The organism is Citrobacter sp. VF227, from assembly GCF_052950715.1.
This window is the reverse complement of sequence record NZ_JBRFVF010000005.1, coordinates 301,314-317,652: the sequence shown is the minus strand read 5'-3', so window position 1 is coordinate 317,652 and position 16,339 is coordinate 301,314. Positions and strand designations below refer to the sequence as shown.

At 54.1% G+C, this 16,339-nt stretch carries 9 protein-coding genes, 1 tRNA gene and 3 pseudogenes; 5 read left to right on the top strand and 8 right to left on the bottom strand.

Annotation, left to right across the window (positions count from 1 at the left end):
- Positions 1 to 304: pseudogene (locus ACU8YC_RS17765) on the bottom strand (IS21 family transposase); the annotation flags it as partial.
- 169 nt (positions 305 to 473) lie between these two features.
- Between ACU8YC_RS17765 and ACU8YC_RS17760 the strand changes: the two are divergent.
- Positions 474 to 939 (top strand): annotated as a pseudogene (locus ACU8YC_RS17760) (Rpn family recombination-promoting nuclease/putative transposase); the annotation flags it as partial.
- A gap of 95 nt (positions 940 to 1,034) precedes the next feature.
- On the opposite strand, the gene ACU8YC_RS17755 reads toward ACU8YC_RS17760, so the two are convergent.
- Positions 1,035 to 3,227: an autotransporter domain-containing protein gene (locus tag ACU8YC_RS17755; protein WP_446895599.1), complete on the bottom strand. Its 2,193-nt coding sequence runs from the start codon at positions 3,225 to 3,227 to the stop codon at positions 1,035 to 1,037.
- 311 nt (positions 3,228 to 3,538) lie between these two features.
- Here ACU8YC_RS17755 and ACU8YC_RS17750 point away from each other — a divergent pair.
- A pseudogene (locus ACU8YC_RS17750) lies at positions 3,539 to 3,703 on the top strand (IS256 family transposase); the annotation flags it as partial.
- Positions 3,704 to 3,809: 106 nt separating this feature from the next.
- Here the strand turns inward: ACU8YC_RS17750 and ACU8YC_RS17745 are convergent.
- A complete protein-coding gene (locus ACU8YC_RS17745; RefSeq protein WP_446895600.1) occupies positions 3,810 to 4,991 on the bottom strand; it encodes a tyrosine-type recombinase/integrase in 1,182 nt (393 codons plus the stop codon).
- 300 nt (positions 4,992 to 5,291) lie between these two features.
- A tRNA-Sec gene (locus tag ACU8YC_RS17740) sits at positions 5,292 to 5,386 on the bottom strand.
- A gap of 290 nt (positions 5,387 to 5,676) precedes the next feature.
- On the opposite strand from ACU8YC_RS17740, the gene ACU8YC_RS17735 reads away from it, so the two are divergent.
- Both ACU8YC_RS17735 and yicI read left to right on the top strand, forming a co-directional pair.
- Complete coding sequence (locus ACU8YC_RS17735) at positions 5,677 to 7,059, top strand: glycoside-pentoside-hexuronide family transporter (RefSeq protein WP_151217046.1); 1,383 nt, start codon at positions 5,677 to 5,679, stop codon at positions 7,057 to 7,059.
- A gap of 10 nt (positions 7,060 to 7,069) precedes the next feature.
- On the top strand, positions 7,070 to 9,388 hold the full coding sequence (gene yicI / locus ACU8YC_RS17730) for an alpha-xylosidase (RefSeq protein ID WP_446895598.1): 2,319 nt from the start codon (positions 7,070 to 7,072) through the stop codon (positions 9,386 to 9,388).
- On the opposite strand, the gene ACU8YC_RS17725 is transcribed toward yicI, so the two are convergent.
- Positions 9,385 to 10,584 carry an MFS transporter gene (locus ACU8YC_RS17725; protein ID WP_414438300.1) on the bottom strand — a complete coding sequence of 400 codons (1,200 nt, stop codon included), beginning with the start codon at positions 10,582 to 10,584 and terminating at the stop codon, positions 9,385 to 9,387. The two genes, yicI and ACU8YC_RS17725, sit on opposite strands and share 4 nt — an antisense overlap.
- Before the next feature lie 87 nt (positions 10,585 to 10,671).
- On the opposite strand from ACU8YC_RS17725, the gene ACU8YC_RS17720 reads away from it, so the two are divergent.
- A complete protein-coding gene (locus ACU8YC_RS17720) occupies positions 10,672 to 11,412 on the top strand; it encodes a MurR/RpiR family transcriptional regulator (protein WP_151217041.1) in 741 nt (246 codons plus the stop codon).
- Between the two features lie 6 nt (positions 11,413 to 11,418).
- Here ACU8YC_RS17720 and ACU8YC_RS17715 read toward each other — a convergent pair whose 3' ends face one another.
- The 3 genes from ACU8YC_RS17715 to ACU8YC_RS17705 form a co-directional block, all read right to left on the bottom strand.
- Positions 11,419 to 12,798: a family 4 glycosyl hydrolase gene (locus tag ACU8YC_RS17715; protein ID WP_414438301.1), complete on the bottom strand. Its 1,380-nt coding sequence runs from the start codon at positions 12,796 to 12,798 to the stop codon at positions 11,419 to 11,421.
- A gap of 14 nt (positions 12,799 to 12,812) precedes the next feature.
- Positions 12,813 to 14,384, bottom strand: a complete 1,572-nt coding sequence (locus ACU8YC_RS17710) for a PTS transporter subunit EIIC (RefSeq protein ID WP_252838578.1) — start codon at positions 14,382 to 14,384, stop codon at positions 12,813 to 12,815.
- Positions 14,385 to 14,647: 263 nt separating this feature from the next.
- Complete coding sequence (locus tag ACU8YC_RS17705; protein ID WP_151224010.1) at positions 14,648 to 16,324, bottom strand: AsmA family protein; 1,677 nt, start codon at positions 16,322 to 16,324, stop codon at positions 14,648 to 14,650.
- Between the last annotated feature and the right edge of the window lie 15 nt (positions 16,325 to 16,339).

The following is a 16,339-nucleotide window of genomic DNA, read 5'->3' as shown; positions in this document are numbered from 1 at the left end:
TTTTACGTTTGGGCTGGATGTAGTAACGCAGCATGGAACGTCCGCCCGTATAGCCCATTGCCTTTATCTCTGCGAGGATAACCTCGCTATTCCAGACATTCTCTGCCAGGCGCATGTCGATGTAATCTATAAATGGTTTCAGCTTAACCATTTTGTGGCGGGTCTTTCTGGCTGGCGGTTCAGGATATTTGAGATAGCGTCTGACAGTCCGTTCAGAGCAACCCACCTGAGTCGCAATATCGACAATGTACGCACCCTGCTGGCGCATTTGCTTTATCATGTAAAAGTCCTCTCTGCTCTGCATGTTGATGTCCTTTCTGGTGTGAGAACCTTAAGGAAACAACATGTTGGGTGGAGCGGACAATGCTAATGGTGATTTACCGTCTTATATCACTGGCGCTAACAGGTGTTCGCCTCCGGTATGCTCTGACAGCCCCCGCACAGGCGTTTCATCCTGTTCCCCCGGGGGTCCGGATATCACTGCTGATGATGAGATAATGAACCACCGACGGATGGCCGCACTGACCCTGTTGATGAAACATATCCGCCAGCGGGACATGATGGAACTGCTGGACAGGTTACCCCGGGTGATGGTGGAATGGATTTCCCCCGAACAGGTGCGCGTTCTGATAAACTACATGGTAAATGCAGGCGAAGCGCCTGCACCTGAATTTATGCGGGCGCTGGCAGAGCGTCTGCCGCAACACGAGGATGAACTGATGACCATCGCACAACAACTTGAACAGATTGGCATCGAGAAGCCTGCAGCAGGGTCTGCAGCAGGGCCTGCAGTTAGGTGAACAACGCGGTATTGAAAAAGGTCGCAATGAAGGCAAACTCGAAGTTGCCCGCACCATGCTGCAGAACGGTATTGACCGCAATACCGTCATGAAAATGACCGGTCTGACCGAAGACGACCTGGCGCAGATCTGCCACTAATCTTTTCCTGACACTCCCTGTCCGGCCATCAGCGACAGGGAGACGCCGGACATACGCTTTACCTGCCCACCCTCCACAGAGGGCAGACAGTCGCATCAGAAACGGTACGTGTAGCTCAGCTGAGCATTCACCGAATCATATCCCCAGGGCGTTTTCATCCAGCCGGCGGTCAGGTCAGCCTCGCTGCTGGCGGTCAGCCCTGCCCGTAGTCCGGCCTTCACATACGGCCGGACATTCACCGGGTCAGTATCGCGGTTCACCCAGGCACCGATGTACTCAATCTGACCGGTGAAGGCCTCCCGCTGCGAGGACAGACTGATATCCGCCCCGGCCCCGCCGTGGACGCTGAATACATCACTGAGCGGACGAGACGCATGCAGGGCCAGGCCCAGCTCAGTCTGGCACACCCCGGTCTGGCCATACACAGCCGGGAAGTCGATATCGCTGACTTCGCTGTACCCGTCACGGCGAATCTCCGACCAGGACAGGGAGATTTCCGGGCGCAGCAGCGTGTCTCCGGCGTGGACGCGGTAGTCAGCAGACAGCCGCGCCTGAACGCCGCTGACAGAAGAGGCGCCGTGGCCACGCTCGGTGCCGGAAAGCCGGTCACGGGTAATGGTGATGTCCTGCCGGAGCAGGCTGCCCGCCAGCGTCACGCCGGCACCCTCCCCGCCGGTCAGGTCTTCATAGCGCAGCCAGGCCCCGACGGAAGGACGCCGGTTTCCCCGGGTCTCGTAGTTATCCGTCAGCCGGGTGTTCACCGGTACCTGCAGGGTCGCCCCGGCGCTGACGTACTCCCCCGGCAGACGGACGGCCCCGGTCAGGCCGGCCACGGTCAGGGACTGTGAGCTGCTCCCCGTGACGCCCGTCAGCCCCCCCAGACAGACACTGTCAGCGCCCAGGCTGCAGCGGGTCCGGGAGAGCTGGTCCAGCTGAGACTGGTACAGCCCCAGCACCCGGTCGCTGCGCCGGGCGGTCGTCAGCATGGCCTGCCGCGTGTGGTCCACATCCACCGCCCGGGTCGTCTTCCAGACCACGGCATGCTGTTGCCCGCTGTCCGTCTCTGCCCAGCCGGCCACCACCCGGCCGTCGGCGGACACTGCATTAGCCATTGACTGTCCGGCATTATCCGCCCGCAGGGTACCAAGCCCGGTCATCCTGTCGTCCCCCTCGGTGTGCCGGAACGCCTGGAATTCACCGCGGTCCGTCTCAGCCCCTCCGACCACCACCCGGCCGTCGGCGGACACAGCTGCGGCGCGTGACTGCCCTGCGCCATCAGCCCGCAGGGTACCGAGGCCGGTTATCCTGTCGTCTCCTTCGGTGTGCCTGAACGCCTGGGATTCTCCGGGGGTGTCCGTCTCAGCCCCTCCGACCACCACCCGACCGTCGGGGGACACCGCATCAGCCCGTGACCACCCGAAGCCATCGGCCCGCAGGGTGCCGAGGCCCGTCATCCTGTCGGCCCCTTCGGTGTGCCGGAACGCCTGCTGGTCACCGCTCTCTGTCTCAGCCGTGCCCACCACCACCCGGCCGTCGGCGGATACCGCCTCAGCCCGTGATCCCCCGGAGCCATCGGCCCGCAGGGTGCCGAGGCCCGTCATCTTACTGCCCCCTTCATTGTGCCTGAACGCCTGGCTCTCACCGGGCGTGTCCGTCTCTGCATAGCCCACGACCACCCGGCCGTCGGCGGACACCGCATAAGCCCGTGATTCCCCGGAGCCATCGGCCCGCAGGGTGCCGAGGCCGATCATCTTACTGTCCCCTTCATTGTGCCGGAACGCCTGGTTTTCCCGGCGGTCTGTCTCAGACCAGCCAACCACGACCCGGCCATCGGCGGACACCGCCTCAGCCCTTGAATACCCGGAGTCATCGGTCCGCAGGGTGCCGAGACCGGTCATCTTACTGTCCCCTTCATTGTGCCGGAACGCCTGGTTTTCCCCGCGGTCTGTCTCAGACCAGCCGACCACGACCCGGCCGTCGGCGGACACCGCCTCAACCTTTGAAGTCCCGGAGTCATCGGTCCGCAGGGTACCCAGACCAGTCATCCGGCCGTCCCCCGTGTTATACCGGAACACCTGGTAGACACCCTCCGTATCATACACACCGACCACCACCCGGCCGTCGGCGGACACCGCCACAGCCAGTGACGCCCCGGAGCCTCCGGGCAATCCGGTGCCGGAGCCGGTCATGCCGGTGTCCCGGTCATAAACTGCCGCCCGGGCTCCGGAGAGCATGAGGCCGGGAATGAACAGCAGTAAAGATAAGCGGTGGTACCGGAATGAACGCATTCTGTATTTCCTTATATTTGTTCAGATAATCATCACTGATGGCAGATGCCTGACACAAACGGCTCTGACAGCCTGCAGAGCCGTACACCCGGTCTGCGCGTACGTGCCAGAGGATGGCTGTTTTACGGCAGTCCGTTTCGCGGGCAGGATATATCTCCGCGCCGTAACCGAAAGACGGTCACGGTAAATAATGTCAGACGCCGAGAATAATGAACCGGCGCGTCCTGCACATTGTCCGGCATCATATAAAGCGTCAGTCCGGGAAAAATGACCTGACGTTATTGTGCCGGCCGGGGACGGGCGGTGTTTGCCGGGTAACCATCTACACGACGAATGCCATCGAGTCGCTGAACTGCGTGATCCGAGCCGCGATTAAGGATGCATCAAAAAAATGGAGTATCCCGATCCAGAACTGGCGGCTGGCGATGAGCCGCTTTATTATCGAGTTCGGTGACCGCCTGAGCAATCACCTTTAACAATTGGGCAGTTACACAGAATTACTGACAGGTTTATCAAGACTTTAATATTTTTTGATGGTTTTTATTTCATGCTATCTTCCCAAAAGTGCGTTCTACAACATTCCTACTTTTTTTTTTGCAACTCATCTATATAATCAGCGTACCACTGCATCATTTCTCTACGACCATCAACATATTGCGCATGGTTGTACGTCCCGCGAATCGCATTTTTATCGACGTGAGCGAGTTGCAGTTCAATCCAGGCTGAATTAAATCCCTGTTCATGCAAGATTGTGCTCATCGTGTGGCGGAAACCATGCCCCGTCAGCCTACCTTTATACCCCAACAACTCAATGACCTGATTGATGCTTTCCTTGCTGATCGGCTTGCGAGGATCATTCCTGCCAATAAACACCAGTGGGTGATCTTTTGATATCGGCTCAAGCTGTTTAAACAGCGCAATAACCTGCTCTGAGAGCGGCACAATATGAGGACGTTTCATTTTCATCACTTCTGCCGGGATTTCCCACAATTTCTTCTCAAAGTCGATATCTTCCCAGCGAGCAAAGCGCAGTTCTTGCGTGCGTACACCGGTTAACATAATGATCTGAGTCGCCGTCTTCGTGATAATACTGCCGGTATAACCCGCCAGATCGTTAAGGAAGTGGGGAAGTTCATTGGCAGTAAGGAAGGGGAGATGTACTTTTTTCGGCGTAGCTAATGCGCTGGCAAGGTCGGGAGCGGGGTTGTAGTCGGCCCTACCAGTGACAATTGCATAGCGGAACACCTCGCCACAGCGCTGGCGGACTTTGCGCATTTTCTCCAGCGCTCCACGTTTCTCCATCTTACGTAGTGCTTCCAGTAGTTCCATTGGTTTGATTTCGGCTATAGGACGTTTACCTATATAGGGGAAGATATCTTTCTCAAAAGTATCTATGATTTCATCACGATAGCGTAATGACCAGCGATCGGCTTTAGTCTGATGCCACTCGCGAGCAACGGCCTCGAAAGTGTTTTTCAAACTCATTTGCTGGGCCACTTTCTCTTCTTTCTTTACTTCACCCGGATCGCCTCCAGCAGCGAGAATTTTTCTGGCTTCGCTGCGTTTTTCGCGCGCGTCGGCCAGTGAAACATCGGGGTAGACGCCAATAGACAGCATCTTTTCTTTACCGGCGAAGCGGTACTTCATTCGCCAGTATTTGGAACCATTAGCGTTAATCAGCAGATACATACCGCCGCCATCAGCCAGCTTATAGGGCTTTTCTTTTGGCTTCGCAGTTTTCACTTTAACATCGGCCAGCGCCATGACATCCTCCGGTTTTTGATGAATCCATCTTCTTGGGGGAATTTCCGCCAGTAACCAATCTAATACCCCCAATGCACCCCCTTATATAACAAAGATATCTTTAAAACCCATTGTTATGTATCATATTTTTATCATTCTGGGGGTGCTGATATTTTAAGAGGAAAATGACACCCCCTAATGCACCCCCAAAAACAACTTGATGTAGGTTGATGCCAGTTGACCTCAGAATACAAGGAAGTCTTGATATATAAGGGATTAGAAAGTGGTTGTTGACTTCAGGAGAGTTCAGCAGAAGTTAATTGGCGGAAGATCACAGGAGTCGAACCTGCCCGGGAACGCTGGCGTCCCCAACTGGATTTGAAGTCCAGCCACCTCACCGGAGATGACGATCTTCCGCGCCTCGATTGCTACATGGAGGCGGGGCGCATTATAGCTACTTCCTGGGGTTTCCACACCCCCTCACTCACTTTTTTAACTTCCCTTTTGTCTTGCTATGAGCGATTTCATATAAATCCTCAATAAATCCGTTAGTTACATTTCATCATATTTTTCGACGCTACCCTGATCACAGAAAACAAGAATCATAATTTGATAACGAGAAATCGGAATACCCGCGCTCACAGGGATGGTTTACAAGAACTGTAACCGGTATCAGGGCGTGTGAAAGTGCTAACAAGGATGCGTAATGAAAAGTGAGATTCTGTCTGTTAAAGAGAAGATTGGCTACGGGATGGGGGATGCGGCGAGCCACATTATCTTCGATAACGTCATGTTATATATGATGTTCTTCTACACCGATATTTTTGGTATTCCGGCCGGATTTGTCGGCACCATGTTTTTGCTGGCGCGCGCGCTGGACGCCATCTCAGACCCTTGCATGGGGCTGCTTGCCGACCGTACACGGTCGCGCTGGGGGAAATTTCGTCCGTGGGTACTGTTTGGCGCACTGCCGTTTGGCCTGGTTTGCGTGCTGGCCTACAGTACGCCAGATCTCAGCCTGAACGGTAAAATGATTTATGCTGCCATCACTTACACCCTGCTGACTCTGCTCTACACCGTAGTGAACATCCCCTACTGTGCGTTGGGCGGTGTCATCACCAATGACCCAACGCAGCGTATCTCCCTGCAATCATGGCGCTTCGTGCTGGCGACGGCGGGCGGCATGCTCTCCACCGTGCTGATGATGCCGCTGGTGAATCTGATTGGCGGCGAGGATAAAGCGTTCGGCTTTCAGGGCGGGATTGCCGTGCTCTCGGTGGTGGCCTTCCTGATGCTGGCATTTTGTTTTTTCACTACCAAAGAACGCGTGGAAGCGCCGCCGAGCACCACCTCGATGCGTGAAGACCTGCGCGACATCTGGCAAAACGATCAATGGCGCATCGTTGGCCTGCTGACCATCCTCAACATCCTGGCCGTCTGTGTTCGCGGCGGGGCGATGATGTATTACGTCACCTGGATTTTGGGTACGCCGGGGGTGTTTGTCGCCTTCCTCACCACCTATTGCGTTGGTAACCTGATCGGCTCTGCGCTGGCGAAGCCGCTCACCGACTGGAAATGCAAAGTCAGCGTCTTCTGGTGGACCAACGCCGCGCTGGCGGTGGCGAGCCTGGCGATGTTCTTTGTGCCGATGCACGCCAGCATCACCATGTTCGCCTTTATCTTCGTGATTGGCGTACTGCACCAGCTCGTAACGCCAATCCAGTGGGTGATGATGTCCGACACCGTTGATTACGGAGAATGGTGCAACGGTAAACGCCTGACGGGGATCAGCTTTGCGGGCACATTGTTTGTGCTCAAGCTGGGCCTGGCGTTCGGTGGGGCACTGATTGGCTGGATGCTGGCAGGTGGGGGCTACGACGCCGCAGCGAAAACCCAGAACAGCGCCACCATTAGTATCATCATCGCACTGTTCACCATTGTCCCGGCTATTTGCTACCTGCTGAGTGCCGTGATTGCCAAGCGCTTCTACACCCTGAAAACCCCGTATCTGACTGAAATCATGAGTCAACTGTCTCAGGGGGCGCGTCGTAATCAGCAGGATTTCACGACGAAAGAATTACAGAACTAAGGAACCAGCAATGAAAATAAGCGATGGAAACTGGCTGATTCAACCCGGTCTGAACGTGATTAACCCGATTCAGGTGTTCGAGGTTGAACAGCAGGGCAATGAGATGATTGTCTACGTTGCGCCGCGCGACGTGCGTGAACGTACCTGGCAACTGGATACCCCATTGTTTACCCTGCGTTTTTTCTCTCCGCAGGAAGGGGTGGTGGGCGTACGTATGGAACACTTCCAGGGTGCGCTGGATACCTGCCCGCATTACCCACTGAACGTGCTGAAAGACGTTAACGTTGAGATGCAGAACACCGTTGAGTTTGCCGAGCTGAAGAGCGGCAACTTAAGCGTGCGCGTCACCAAAGGGGAGTTCTGGTCGCTGGATTTCCTGCGTAATGGCGAGCGTATTACCGGCAGTCAGCTGAAAAATAACGGCTACGTGCAGGATGCCCACAGCGGGCGTAACTATATGTTTGAGCGCCTGGATCTCGGTGTCGGGGAAACGGTATATGGCCTGGGCGAACGCTTTACCGCGCTGGTGCGCAACGGCCAGACGGTAGAAACCTGGAACCGCGATGGTGGCACTAGTACCGAGCAGTCTTACAAGAACATCCCGTTTTATCTCACCAACCGCGGTTACGGCGTACTGGTGAACCATCCGCAGTGTGTGTCGTTTGAAATCGGCTCTGAGAAAGTGTCGAAAGTGCAGTTCAGCGTGGAAAGCGAGTATCTGGAATACTTCGTTATTGACGGCCCAACGCCGAAGGACGTGTTGAACCGTTATACCCAATTCACTGGCCGTCCCGCGCTGCCGCCAGCCTGGTCGTTCGGCCTGTGGCTGACCACGTCGTTCACCACCAATTATGACGAAGCGACGGTCAACAGCTTTATCGACGGCATGGCCGAGCGCAACTTGCCGCTGCACGTTTTTCACTTTGACTGCTTCTGGATGAAAGCCTTCCAGTGGTGCGATTTTGAGTGGGATTCTGTGACCTTCCCGGATCCGGAAGGTATGATCCGCCGCCTGAAAGAGAAAGGGCTGAAGGTGTGCGTGTGGATCAACCCGTACATCGGGCAAAAATCACCGATTTTCAACGAACTGAAAGAGAAGGGGTATCTGCTCAAGCGGCCGGATGGTTCCCTGTGGCAATGGGATAAATGGCAGCCGGGCCTGGCGATTTATGACTTCACCAATCCTCAAGCCTGTGAGTGGTATGCCAACAAGCTGAAAGGTCTGGTGGATATCGGTGTGGATTGCTTCAAAACCGACTTTGGCGAACGCATTCCCACGGATGTGCAGTGGTTTGACGGTTCTGATCCACAGAAAATGCACAACCATTATGCGTACATCTACAATGAACTGGTGTGGAACGTGCTGAAAGACACCGTCGGTGAAGAAGAGGCTGTCCTGTTTGCTCGTTCAGCTTCGGTGGGCGCACAGCAGTTTCCGGTACACTGGGGCGGTGACTGCTACGCCAACTATGAATCGATGGCGGAAAGCCTGCGCGGCGGCCTGTCGATTGGTCTGTCCGGATTTGGCTTCTGGAGCCACGATATCGGCGGCTTCGAAAACACCGCGCCGGCGGATGTCTACAAGCGCTGGTGCGCCTTTGGCCTGTTCTCCAGCCACAGCCGCCTGCACGGCAGCAAATCCTATCGTGTGCCATGGGCGTATGACGAAGAGTCCTGCGACGTGGTGCGCTACTTCACCGAAATGAAGTGCCGCATGATGCCGTACCTGTACCGTCAGGCGGCACTGGCGAACGAGCAGGGCACGCCGATGCTGCGCGCCATGATGCTGGAGTTCCCTGACGATCCGGCGTGCGACTACCTTGACCGTCAGTACATGCTGGGAGATTCCCTGGCGGTGGCGCCGGTGTTCACCGAAGCGGGCGATGTACAGTTCTACCTGCCGGAAGGTCGCTGGACGCATCTCTGGCACAACGACGAGGTGCAGGGCAGCCGCTGGCATAAGCAGCAGCACGACTTTATGAGCCTGCCGGTGTATGTGCGCGACAACACCCTGCTGGCGCTGGGCAACAATAACCAGCTGCCGAACTACGCCTGGCATGAAGGCACCGCGTTCCAGCTGTTCCATCTGGAAGATGGCCGTCAGGCAGTCTGTGAAGTGCCGGCGCAGGATGGCTCCGTTATCTATACGCTGACCGCGAAACGCCAGGGTAACGTGATTACTGTGACGGGCAACGGCAAAGCCAGCGGCTGGACGCTATGCCTGCGCAATATCCAGCAGATTGCAGGCGTGCAGGGCGGGGCGCAGGCGGGAAGCGAGCTCGGCGTGGTGGTGACGGCGCAGGGTAATGAGCTGGTGATTACGCTCTAAACCTTCGTTGTCGTTTCACACTCACCCTTTCCAGATGTGGAGAGGGTGAGTCTTTCTCTTTTCATCACATATTCTCCCCATAGCATCAGCAAAAGATACAGACTCATCGGCAGCAAAAAACTCAGTCGTAAGCTGGTCGCTTCGACAAGCCATGCCTGCGCCAACGGCAGCGCAGCGCCGCCAATTCCCGCCATTACCATAGCGCCCGCCAGCAGACTTGCGAGAGTAGGCCAACGGATCAATGCGTGGCCAAAAATCATCGGGTACATCACCGAATTTGCCAGCCCTACCATTAGCAAAGCAATACCACCTGCGGCGTTATTCAGCACCACGGCAAAAAGTATTAGTGCAAAGCCGGACAGGGTGACGGTGCGAAAGATGGCGGAATGACGAGATGGATGAGCAATAAAGCCAAACAACAGACGCCCTACCAGCGCCCCTCCCCAGTAGAAGGAGAGCAGCGACAGCGCGGTGTCTGCGCTCCAGGCACCTGAGGCAATAAGATAAGGCGTCAGGTTCGCGGCCAGCGATACTTCTATCCCGACATATAGAAAAATCGCCAGGATAGTGAGCCAAATTTCCCGAACCCGCCACAGGCTGGCGACCGACGGCGTGTGGGTTGTGATGCGAACGTCCGGCAGGCGAAACAGCGTGGTGCCTGCCATCAGCGTCAGCGCAACCATCGCCAGTCCGATAAACAGCCCGCTCACAGGTTGTTGCGCTGGCGATAAGCGAAATAGTAGCGCGATTCCTGCCGGTGCCAGCGTGGTACCCAGTGAGTTTACCGCTGAGGCCAGACTGAGGTTGCCAACCTGACGTGCGGGTGTGCTGAGTGCTGTCAGGTAAGGATTGACGACCACCTGGAGCACCGATACCCCGGAAGCAATCACAAACATGCCGAATAGCGCGCCCAAAAAAGTGGATTTCATCACCATCTGCGCCAGAATTAGCGACCCGGTAGCGCTCAGCAGCAGGGCTCCCTGCAAGACCCGGCGATAGCCCAATCGGGTTATCAGTTGCGCGCATGGCAAGCACACCATGAACGGTGCAACGTAAAAAATCACTGTCACCAGTATTGCCTGCTGCCAGCTAACGGCAAAGTATTGGCTAAAGAAAAGAATAATGGTGCTATTTATCGAGGTAATTATCCCCCATAGAAAAAAGACCATCGCCAGTAGGGTAAAATGCCTGTTCATATTTATATCATTCCGAATGAGTGACCTGATACACAGACCGTAAGCGTTATATCAGCTATGCTATTTTTATTTAACGTCGGAGTAGGTATGGAGCTGGAAAATATATTCCGTGATGTCTCCTTCAATAAAACAGAGTTAACGGTGCTACGTTATATTCAAAACGATCCCGAACAGTGTTTGCGAGAAGGCATTCGTTCAGTGGCGGCACGTTGCTACAGTAATCCATCTTCATTAGTCAGGTTATCAAAGAAACTTAATTTCAGTGGTTGGCTTGAAATGGTGTATTTCATTAAATTTAATATCACCTTGCCACGATTGGATGTCACCAACGACATTGATTTTATGCACATTCAGCCAACAGAGCGGTTGCCGCAGTTATTGCAGAATCTTCGCCAGCAGCGCATTCTTATTCATGGTAGTGGTTTTTCACAGCTAATTGCTCAGTATATCTATAATAAATTCCTGGTAACGGGAGTGAATGCCAGCCTGGCGCTGTGGCCAGATTATGAAATTCTGGAACAAAAAGCGGCGACGAAATTTGATGCTATCTGGATTATTTCTAAATCTGGCCGCAGCAGTTCATCTTTAAGTTGGATGAAAGCATTAGAAGGCAAGGATATCGATCTCGTCTGTTTTACCGGTGATTATCAGAGCCCATTATCGCAGGCAGCAAATACATCCTTTATCATTCATGACCCTCAGAAATATGATGATGATATTTACTGGAGTAACCCGTTTTTCGGTTATTGTATTTTGGGTTTTGAACGTCTGCTTAAGCTGTGGTTCGATCAGGAACAGGGTAAGGGAACAAGTCGTTCCCTTACCTGAGCATGATTACTGCCAGCCTTCACATAAGCTGTCGCTGAGGTAGTCGTTTACCAGCGCGGTGGCCAGCGACCATGACCCCACCAGTGGATGCGCCATCAGAGCGCGGACGGCTAAATCTCTGTCGCGATTAAGGATCGCCGCGACGGCAAGTCGCTCGTACTCTTTGACGCAAGAAATCATATTCTTTTGCGCGTTCGGCACGTGATGCGGTGTGACCGGCTGCAGCCCGTTCTTGCTCAGATCGCAGCTGATTTCAATAACATCGTCTGACTTCAGGAAATCCAGAGTACCGTTGTTAGACATTGACACCACGATGCGCTTGGTCGTGGTGCTGTTGACTGCATCCAGAATATCCAGCGCGACGCCTGCATAGCCGCCGCTATCAGGCTCATCAATAAACTGCTGTAACGTCAGCGCATCGCGCGTGTTGAATTTCTCCTGCTGCGATTCGCTTTGCATATAGCTGTTTTCACGGCGCAGATAGTGTTTCATCCAGATATCAAAAGCCTGGCCTGGGTTGGTTTTAACGTTTACAGCAACCAGCTCATCGCGCATATCGCGGTTAATGCGGGCAATTTGCTCGCCGCGTGTTTCCGGTGCGTTTTGGATCGCAGCCAACGCCACTTCACGGTAGTAGTAGTAGTAGAGGTATTCATTCAGCAGCTGGTTATCACACAGGCGCACTAATTCAGGAGAGAAGTATTGCATCGCCGTGTGCTCATAGAGCGCAGGAAGGTTCACCAGCCGCTCTGTGACATCTTCGCCTTTGACCGTGAAGTGGGTGAACCAGGAGAAGTGATTGAGCCCGTAGCACTCTACTTTCAGATCTTCTTCATCACAGTTAAGAATGGTCGGCAGCTCGCGGATCAGTTCTGATGGTGCATCACATATGCCGTAAACCTGGCGCTTAAAGCCTGATTTGATGATGGCTTCGGTCACCAGACCCGACGGGTTGGTGAAGTTAAACAGGATGGCGTCCGGTGCGGCATGTTCTTCGATCAACCGACAATAGCTGAGGATAGCCGGAATAGAGCGCATAGCCATGGCAAAGCCGCCAGCGCCGGTGGTCTCTTGCCCTAGCGTGTTGTGCTGTAACGCGATACGTTCATCGCGAATTCGGCTGTCATCGCCACCCACGCGTAGCGTGGTAATCACGTAGTTGGCGCCGGTCAGCGCCTCAACGGGATCGGTGGTCAGTGAGAAGTGAATATCCGGACGCAGCGTATTAAAAACATAGCGTGCAATTTCACCAAAGATGGCCAAATTTTCCGTTGAATTATCGAGAAAAACGACCTCCTTTAAACCAATACGATGTGCATTCCAGGCCAGAGATTTTGCCAGAAAAGCCGAGCGGACGCCGCCGCCACCTAAAACGGTTAATTTCATCTTATTTTCCTCAATTAATGCGTAGTGAGCCAGTTATCAACGTGCGTCCGAATTTGTCCTACTTTGACACCGTATATAACCTGTACTTCATTTTTATTTCTTACTATTCCATTGGCCCCCGTGGTTCTTAATAGAGCCTCGTCTATTTTATTTAGATCATGAATTGCCACGCGAAGCCGGGTAAAACAGTTATCTACTGAAATAATATTTTCTTTACCACCAAGGCCCTGAATAATATCGTCAGTGGTACTATTTCCCATCTTGGTTGTGGCTTTTATTTTTTCTCGATACTCTGCTTTACTATAAAGTTTGACATCATCATCGTCTTCACGCCCCGGCGTTTTAAGATTCAGCTTCAGAACCAGAGTACGGAATATCAGGTAATAAACCGCGAACTGACCACAGCCAATCAGGATGTAACCCGGCCAGCGCGTTAACGACACCGGCAGCGGCAGGTTATAGATAATAAATTCAATCAGCCCTGATGCTCCCCACGGTCTGACGGTGAATACATCGCAGATAGCCTGCGAGGCGGCAGTTAGCGCGGCGTGAATCACCCACAGTAGCGGTGATACAAATAAGAAGGTGAACTCAATCGGCTCCGTGATCCCGGTGAGCATAGAGGTAATGATCGCAGGCAGCAGAATGGCTTTCGCCAGTACTTTTTTTTCTGGCTTTGCCGTGTGATAGAAGGCCAGTGAGGCGCCCGCAAGACCAAAGATGGTGGTCATTCCCTGTTGTGAAAAACGCAGCGCATCGTTCATTACCGGGGTGAGATCCGGATGCCGCATATAGGCGAGGAAAATGGCCTGAGTGCCGGAAACCGTTTGCCCATCGACGCTCAGCGTACCGCCAATCTGCGTCAACTGGAACGGCGACCAGACGAAGTGGTGCAGACCGGTTGGAATCAGGAATTTCTCAAAGAAGCCGTACACAAAGACTCCGGCAACACCTGCATTTTTCATAAAACCGGTGAGAGCGGCGATACCATGCGTCATGAACGGCCAGAACCAGGTAAAAGCAACCGCGTAAGCAATAATGATGGGGGTCATCGTGACAAGTGTCAGTTTTGCACCACCGTACATTGAGAGGGCTCCGGGCAGTTCAATGGCTGATACCTTGTTGTGTACCCAGGCAATGGTGCAGCCGAGAATAATTCCTAAAAATATCCCCATATCAACAACAACAAAGCCCAGAAGTTGCGTTTGCCCGGTGCCGTAATATTCACCGTTAATTTTTTCGGCAATGCCACCGGTAAACTCCAGCCACGAGTGGTTGGCACCGAGGAACATAATGAAGCACATTACTGAAACCAGGGCGACTTCAGTTTTTTTATCTTTTGCCAAGCCGTAGCTAATGCCTACGCAGAATAACAAACCCAAATTGCCAAATAAGGGCCAGAATGTATCCCCTAATAGCTGACCAATTTGGTGAAAAAAACCGGTTTCGGAAAACAAAGTCGGATTAGTAAGAACTGAACTTAAAGCCAGAATCAAACCGATAACAGGAAGAAACAATACTGCTCCTATCATCGCTCTGGAGAATGTTTGCATATTCTCCAGAATACGTTGGCGTATTCCAGACATAATAGAGGTTCCTTAAATGTAGGGCGTTTTTAATTATAGATATGCACTTCCAGTAAGTGAGTTATAGCAAGGATGGCTGAAGGGCGGAACCTGTTGCGAAGAATAGGCACAAACTGGCAGGAAATGAAAACAGGTTTCGGAGGGGATTGATTGTGCGAGCTCCGTGCTCGGTTATCTCTATTTGGTATGTCGCTCGGCCAGGCGCGGCGGCGCCGGGGCGGCTCCGAGCCAACCCCGAGGGCGGCGTAAACGCCTCGCCCTGGTTACTTCGTCACACCACCCTGCATCTGCTGCGTTACTTCCTGTTTCTCCACGTTCACTGCATGCAGTTGGCCGTTGACCGTTGGCTTGAGTGGCGCATCGGCCTGAATATTGCCGCTGGCGGTAAGCTGAATATTACCGTCGCCGGAAAGGGGCAGTGCGGGCCATCCCCATTGTTGCAGAATCGTCATTGGCACGCCGCGCCCGTTCAGGCTGATCTGAGCCTGGCGCTGAGGCAACTGCGAAATGCTGGCGGTGGCCTCCAGCAGCCCTTTTTCGGTATAGGCACTCAGTTCGCTGATATTGATGGTGCTATTGTTCGCCGTCAGCGCCAGCGAAGGACGACGCACGTCGGTGCGGTTGAACGTGGCGGCCGCGGCGTTGAGGGTGGCGCTGCCGCTCCAGATCCCCCACTGATTGTTTTGTACCAGCCCGAGGTTGGCACCATAGCCGTCCAGCGCGGTGAGCTGCCATGGGAAGTCCGGATCGATATCAATCACCAGATTACGGCTGGCGCTGAATTTCTTCAGCGTCAGGCTATTTAGCCAGGCGGGTAGGGGTTTCATCCACAGCTGTTTCCAGTTTTCCGGCAGCGTGTATTCCAGACCGGCGATGGCGGCATCATTGAGGATCAGCGCTTTGTTGTTGCGCAGCCAGTTACCCGACGTTCTGACCATACCGCCTTCCCAGCGGGTAGTGAACTGGCGCAGCGCAATACCTTGCGGCGAGAACTCAGCGTTCAGAATCGGATCGAAGAAGTGCAACGAGCCGTAGATAAACTCACTGGCGTTCATTGACAATTTTCCTTCCTGAGTTTGCCAGTCGTCCTTGCTGAAGGTCATGTTGCGCAAGCTCAGGTCGAGATCCGTAACCGCCCAGTCAGGGCCTTGCAGACGGGCATCCGTCACTTCCAGACGACCAATTTGCAGGGAAGGAATGGTGCTTAACGGGGCAAAAAAATCGGCCAACGATTTGTCGCTTTGCAACCGAATATCGTTCAGACGCAGATTCTCCACTACCCAGCTACCGTCGGCATTGCGCTGCGCTACACCGGTTAATGCCCCACGCGCCACGTCCGCGCCAATATTGCTTAGCGTCACCCGGTCATGGTCGATGCTGCCTTCAATCAATACGTTGGTCGTCGGGACGTCGTTCAGCGTCAATGAACTGGCGCTAAGCTGAATTTGCGCTTTGCTGCCGAGAATTTTACCCGCCTCAGGGCTCCAGGGCATGACGCCGCCGTTAACGCGCTGTGCGCTCAGGGTCCATTCGCTGCCGGGGCTGTTAAGCGCCATATCCTGTAACTGCAGGCGATCGGCCTGGAACGGCATCGGTGCGGTTTGTTGGGACAAATTCAGCGTGCCGTTTTGCAACAAAATGGTGTCGACATGCAGCGGGTCGGTGATTTGGCGGCTGCTCAGTCCGATATCGACCGTTTTGGCGACCAGCGTGGCGGGCTGACCATCCCGGCCAAAGGTGACGTTTTCCAGCAGAATATGGGAAGGGGAAGAAAACCGGTGATCGATGGCATCAAATGCCAGATGGTAGCTGCTGTTCTGTGAAACCCAGGCGCTGACGCGCTCTGCGCCCCAGCGTGTTTGCAGTAGAAAATAAAGGCCGAGGATCGCCACTGCAAGGGCGATCAGCACGTAAAGAAGCAGCTTTCCAATAAATTTCATGGTCTTCCATCCTGC

Bases quoted from the DNA above. Each gene is read 5' to 3' on its own strand.
- ACU8YC_RS17720 (WP_151217041.1), top strand. From the start codon at position 10,672: ATGGAGCTGGAAAATATATTCCGTGATGTCTCCTTCAATAAAACAGAG.
- ACU8YC_RS17725 (WP_414438300.1), bottom strand. From the start codon at position 10,584: ATGAACAGGCATTTTACCCTACTGGCGATGGTCTTTTTTCTATGGGGG.
- yicI (WP_446895598.1), top strand. From the start codon at position 7,070: ATGAAAATAAGCGATGGAAACTGGCTGATTCAACCCGGTCTGAACGTG.
- ACU8YC_RS17735 (WP_151217046.1), top strand. From the start codon at position 5,677: ATGAAAAGTGAGATTCTGTCTGTTAAAGAGAAGATTGGCTACGGGATG.
- ACU8YC_RS17705 (WP_151224010.1), bottom strand. From the start codon at position 16,324: ATGAAATTTATTGGAAAGCTGCTTCTTTACGTGCTGATCGCCCTTGCA.
- ACU8YC_RS17715 (WP_414438301.1), bottom strand. From the start codon at position 12,798: ATGAAATTAACCGTTTTAGGTGGCGGCGGCGTCCGCTCGGCTTTTCTG.
- ACU8YC_RS17710 (WP_252838578.1), bottom strand. From the start codon at position 14,384: ATGTCTGGAATACGCCAACGTATTCTGGAGAATATGCAAACATTCTCC.
- ACU8YC_RS17745 (WP_446895600.1), bottom strand. From the start codon at position 4,991: ATGGCGCTGGCCGATGTTAAAGTGAAAACTGCGAAGCCAAAAGAAAAG.
- ACU8YC_RS17755 (WP_446895599.1), bottom strand. From the start codon at position 3,227: ATGCGTTCATTCCGGTACCACCGCTTATCTTTACTGCTGTTCATTCCC.